This is a genomic window from Thauera sp. WH-2, assembly GCF_048321015.1.
Taxonomy (GTDB): domain Bacteria; phylum Pseudomonadota; class Gammaproteobacteria; order Burkholderiales; family Rhodocyclaceae; genus Thauera.
This window is the reverse complement of the sequence record NZ_JBLWFG010000019.1, coordinates 1-4,577: the sequence shown is the minus strand read 5'-3', so window position 1 is coordinate 4,577 and position 4,577 is coordinate 1. Positions and strand designations below refer to the sequence as shown.

General features: G+C 59.8%; 6 protein-coding genes and 1 pseudogene. All 7 read left to right on the top strand.

The features are described from left to right. Positions 1-1,245, top strand: a 1,245-nt coding sequence (traI, locus tag ACNKW1_RS15630; RefSeq protein ID WP_418365501.1) for a TraI/MobA(P) family conjugative relaxase, incomplete at its 5' end; no start/stop codon positions are given. 60 nt (positions 1,246-1,305) lie between these two features. Next, positions 1,306-1,488: a FitA-like ribbon-helix-helix domain-containing protein gene (locus ACNKW1_RS15625; protein ID WP_418365500.1), complete on the top strand. Its 183-nt coding sequence runs from the start codon at positions 1,306-1,308 to the stop codon at positions 1,486-1,488. Positions 1,489-1,688: 200 nt separating this feature from the next. Next, positions 1,689-2,471, top strand: coding sequence for a P-type conjugative transfer protein TrbJ (gene trbJ, locus ACNKW1_RS15620; RefSeq protein ID WP_418365499.1), 783 nt, complete (start codon positions 1,689-1,691; stop codon positions 2,469-2,471). 14 nt (positions 2,472-2,485) lie between these two features. Beyond that, the gene (trbK, locus tag ACNKW1_RS15615; protein WP_418365498.1) at positions 2,486-2,752 is read left to right on the top strand and encodes an entry exclusion lipoprotein TrbK; all 267 of its coding nucleotides are present in this window, start codon (positions 2,486-2,488) and stop codon (positions 2,750-2,752) included. Then, positions 2,749-4,182, top strand: coding sequence for a P-type conjugative transfer protein TrbL (gene trbL / locus ACNKW1_RS15610; protein WP_418365497.1), 1,434 nt, complete (start codon positions 2,749-2,751; stop codon positions 4,180-4,182). Before trbK ends, trbL begins: the two co-directional genes overlap by 4 nt. A 4-nt stretch (positions 4,183-4,186) precedes the next feature. After that, on the top strand, positions 4,187-4,426 hold the full coding sequence (locus ACNKW1_RS15605) for a hypothetical protein (protein ID WP_418365496.1): 240 nt from the start codon (positions 4,187-4,189) through the stop codon (positions 4,424-4,426). A gap of 64 nt (positions 4,427-4,490) precedes the next feature. Next, positions 4,491-4,577, top strand: a pseudogene (locus ACNKW1_RS15600) (type I toxin-antitoxin system ptaRNA1 family toxin); the annotation flags it as partial.

Below are 4,577 nucleotides of genomic sequence, written 5' to 3'. Positions count from 1 at the left end.
AGTCTGGTGGGCTGGATCAAGCGCGAATGCCTGGACGACATTAAAGCCGCGCACTCCTGGACGGAGCTGCACCAGGTCATGCGTGACAACGGTCTGGAGATTACGCCAAGGGGCAACGGGCTGGTGATCCGGGCCGATGACGGCACGATGGTCAAGCCCAGCACCCTTGCCCGCGATCTGTCCAAGCCTGCTTTGGAGAAGCGGCTGGGAGCCTTTGAGGCGTCACCGGGTCAGCAGGAGAAGCCGCCCAGGCGGCGTTATGAAAAGAAGCCGGTACGGTCACGCTCTGACACCACCGAGCTTTATGCCAGATACAAGGATGAGCAGAAGAATTTGACCGCCGCCAGGGCCGAGGCATTGGCCGCGGCGAAGCGGCGTAAGGATCGGGCAGTGGTCGATGCCAAACAGAAGGCTGCCACCAAGCGGGCAGCAATCAAGCTGGCCGGTGGCGGTCGAGTGGCCAAAAAACTGCTGTACTCACAAGCCAGTGCGGCGCTACGCGCCGAGCTGGACGGGATATACAAGGAATACACCAAAGAGCGTGAACGGCTGCACCAGGGCCACCAGCGCCGCCAGTGGGCCGATTGGCTCAAACAAGAGGCTACCCAGGGTAACAGCGAGGCGCTGGCTGCCTTGCGGGCCAGAGAGACTGCCCAGGGATTGAAGGGCAACACGGTCAAAGGGCAAGGTCAGGCGAAGCCCGGCCATGCGCCGGTGATCGACAACATCACCAAGACGGGCACGATCATTTACCGGGCCGGTGCCAGTGCCGTGAGAGATGACGGTGACCGGCTGCAAGTCTCGACCGGCACCGACCGCGCCGGCGTTCAGGAAGCCTTGAGGCTGGCCGCAGAGCGGTACGGCAGTCGTATCACCGTCAACGGCACTACCGAGTTCAAGGCCCAGGCGATCCGGGCCGCTGTGGATGGCAAGCTGCCCATTACGTTTGCTGATCCAGCCCTGGAAAAGCGCCGACTGGCACTGCTACAAGACAATTTCAGCGTGACCAGTAAGCCAGGTGTCGGCAAGGTGCCGCCGCCGGTGGCCAGGGCGGGCCGTTTGCGCTCCTTGTCTCAAGCCGAAGTGTTGCAGGTCGAGGGCGCAGCGGCAGCGATTACACCGCAGAAACCCGCGTCTACCTCGGAGCCCGCGCCGGGCGAGCTGGAATGGCGTAAAGCCAAGCTGCAAGCGGAATTGAACGCCAAGCAGGAGAAGGCAAAGCATCGCAAAGGGCGAGGCCGTTAGTGCTTGTGCAATTCCGTGTCGTTGCTACCATTGATAGCTAGCACACCAAAAGGCAAGAGAATGGCAAATTTGAACATTCGCAATTTACCCGATGAGGTGCACCAGGCGCTGAAAGTCCGGGCGGCGCTGAACAACCGGGGTACAGAGGCGGAAATACGCGAAATATTGACCGCAGCGGTCCAGCCGTTGGATCTGGAAAAAATGGGCCGAGCTGTCGGCTTGGAACAACCAGCAAAGCAGTAATTTCGTGCAGGGTTGCACGACACACACCGAACTTAAATGAAAACGTAAGCCCGGCGTGACGGTGTCGCAAGGGCGGGTACCTTGGCAGATTTTGGCGAACTGCCACGTGATGGCCCAACCCCACAGTAACGCAGTATTAACGGCGTTGTGGGGCAGATTAGCCGCAATAGCTAACTCATCACATCGAGAGGTACTCGACCATGAAACTTGTCCGTTTTTTAGCGGCTAAAACCTCGCTCGCCGCCATCCTCGCTGGCAGCGTCATCACCTCTACGTACGCCGGCATACCCGTCATTGACGGCGGTAACCTAACGCAAAACGTCATGACAGCCATTGAATCGGTGGCGCAGACACTCAAGCAGATCGAGCAATACCAGACTCAGCTTCAGCAGTACGAAAACCAGCTTCAGAATACGGCCGCACCGGCGGCGTATATCTGGGACCAGGCGCAGTCAACCATCATCGGACTGATGAACGCGGTCAACACGCTGGACTATTACAGGAATCAACTCGGCAGCGTCGATGCGTACCTGGGCAAGTTCCAGGACGTGGCCTATTACCGTGGATCGCCGTGCTTCTCGGCCGCCGGGTGCACGGATGCAGAGCGCGCCGCGATGGAGCAAAACCGCAGCGTGGCAAGCGAGAGCCAGAAGAGAGCGAATGACGCGCTTTTCAAGGGCCTTGAGCAACAGCAGCGCAACCTGACAGCTGACGCTCGCCAGCTTGAACGGCTTCAGTCGGCTGCGCAGGGAGCTGCCGGCCAGATGCAGGCTATCAGCTTCGCCAATCAGCTCGCCGCCAATCAGGCGAACCAGCTCCTGCAAATTCGTGGCTTGTTGATCGCGCAGCAGAACGCCGTGACCGCCAGGATGCAGGCGCAGGCCGACCTTGAAGCGCAGCAGCAGGCCGCCGGCGCAACCTCCAGGGAATCAAGGATCGAGCTCACGGCCAGCCCGAAAAACTGGCTTGAACTGACCCGCTGACGGAGGCCTGCACCATGAAGAAAACGATACTGCTTGCTGGCTTCGTTGCGGTGCTGGCGACTGGTTGCGATAAGAAACCAGCTGTCTTGCCCATGCCCGAGGTCAATGACAGCAATTGCCAGATCGAGGCAATCAAGAAGATTGAGGAAAAGGCCACACGCGAGAAATTCGCAGTGCTGTGCTCTCGCCGGTCGCCAGCCATCGGCGGCATCGCGCCGACCGAGAAGCACATGAACTGGCTCGAACTTGCCGATCCGAAAGACCGGGAGGTGAGGCCATGAAAGCACTGCACAAGGCGGCACTGATCGGCGTCACCATCGCGCTTTACTCCACCGCCGCATCGGCTCAGCTCGCAAACCAGGGGATGCTTGACCAAGTGGTAACGGAGTTCGCTACGCGGGCCGCGTCCTGGCAGACGGTGGTGATGAATGCCGCAATGTTCCTGTTCTGGACGTTGGGCACGATCTCGCTGGTTATTACGTTCGGCTTCATGGCGCTGCGCAAGGCCGACATTGGCGAATTCTTCGCCGAGTTCATCAGATTCATCCTGTTCTTCGGCTTCTTCCTCTGGCTGTTGCGCAACGGCCCGGCACTCGCCAACTCAATCATTCAGTCACTTGCCAGGGTCGGCGAACAGGCATCCGGGGTGGCCTCGGTGACACCCTCGGGCATCGTGGATATCGGATTCATGATTCTGAAGCAGGCCCTTGGGAACTCGTCTGTCTGGTCACCTGTGGATAGCTTTATTGGTGTGGCGCTGAGCGTCGGTATTCTTATCCTGCTCGCCCTCATCGCCGTGAATATGCTGCTGTTGCTCGTGTCGGGCTGGTTGCTGATGTACGCCGGCATCTTCTTTCTCGGCTTCGGTGGTTCGCGCTGGACGTCCGACATGGCGATTAATTACTACAAGACAGTGCTCGGCGTGGCGGTGCAGATCATGGCGATGGTGCTGCTTGTCGGCATCGGCAACGATCTGCTTTCCAGCTTCTACGGCAGGATGAACACCGGCACGCTGAATTTTGAAGAGCTGGCTGTGATGCTGGTTTTTTGCGTGGCGTTGCTGATGTTGGTCAATCGCGTTCCACCTCTGGCCGCCGGCATCATCACCGGGTCGAGCGTCGGTGGTGCAGGCGGCATTGGCAACTTTGGAGCGGGCGCGGCGATAGGTACTGCGATGACCGCAGCGGGTATGGCCACAGGCGGTGCGGCGATGGCTGGTAAAGCCATGATTAGCGGAGTCGCAGGCGCTACGGGCGGCGCATCGGCCGTCCTGGCCGCGTTTCACAAAGCCTCAGCGAGCATGAGTAACGGTGGGGATTTGCCCGGCATGGGATCGATGATGGGTGGCAATTCGGGTGCTGGCAGAGGTGATGGCGCAACCGGTACGGCTGGCAGCTCGCCGTTTGCACAGGCTGCCGGCTTTGGCAGAAGCGATTCCAGCTCAAGTGGCGGCAGTTTTGCTAAGGCCGCGAAATTGGCTAGAGGCACGGCATCGGAGTTGGCCAAAGGTGTCGGCTCCCAAATGAAGCAAGGATTTCAGGAGCGCGTGAATGAAACGGCGGGCGGGAAGATGGCCGCCTCAATCCGCGAAAGCATGGCGTCGAAAGAAGCGGGCCAGTTCGAGGGCAACAGCCTGGGCGGCACCCAAGGCAATAACGAAGCGGCCTCATTCGCAAACCGTGACACCGATAACAGCGAAGGCAGGAGCTAAACCCATGACAACAACCTATATGGCCGCATTGGCAGCCCTGTACGAACGCCAGGAGGAGCAGCAGGCGTTTGTTTCACCTTTGGGCGATCAATCGACTGAGGTTGATGCAGCAGCAGAAACAGCGGCCTTTGTGGCGCGGCCCGACCCTGCACGAGGCATCGAACCCAAGCCAGTCAGCATCGACGTGAAGGGCGGCAGTAATCAGCGGTCAGCCTTCGCCGAGGCAGCGGGGCTGTACCTGTAGGCGCACCGGGCGGACCGGTAACCCGCCCGGCACTTTCAATCAACACCTGTCTGAGAGGTGAATCATGACAACACAGCATCTTATCGAGCCGGGCCAGGTCGTGCACCAGGCGGCCGCCATCCTTGCTTCCTTGGAGTACATCGACCAGGGC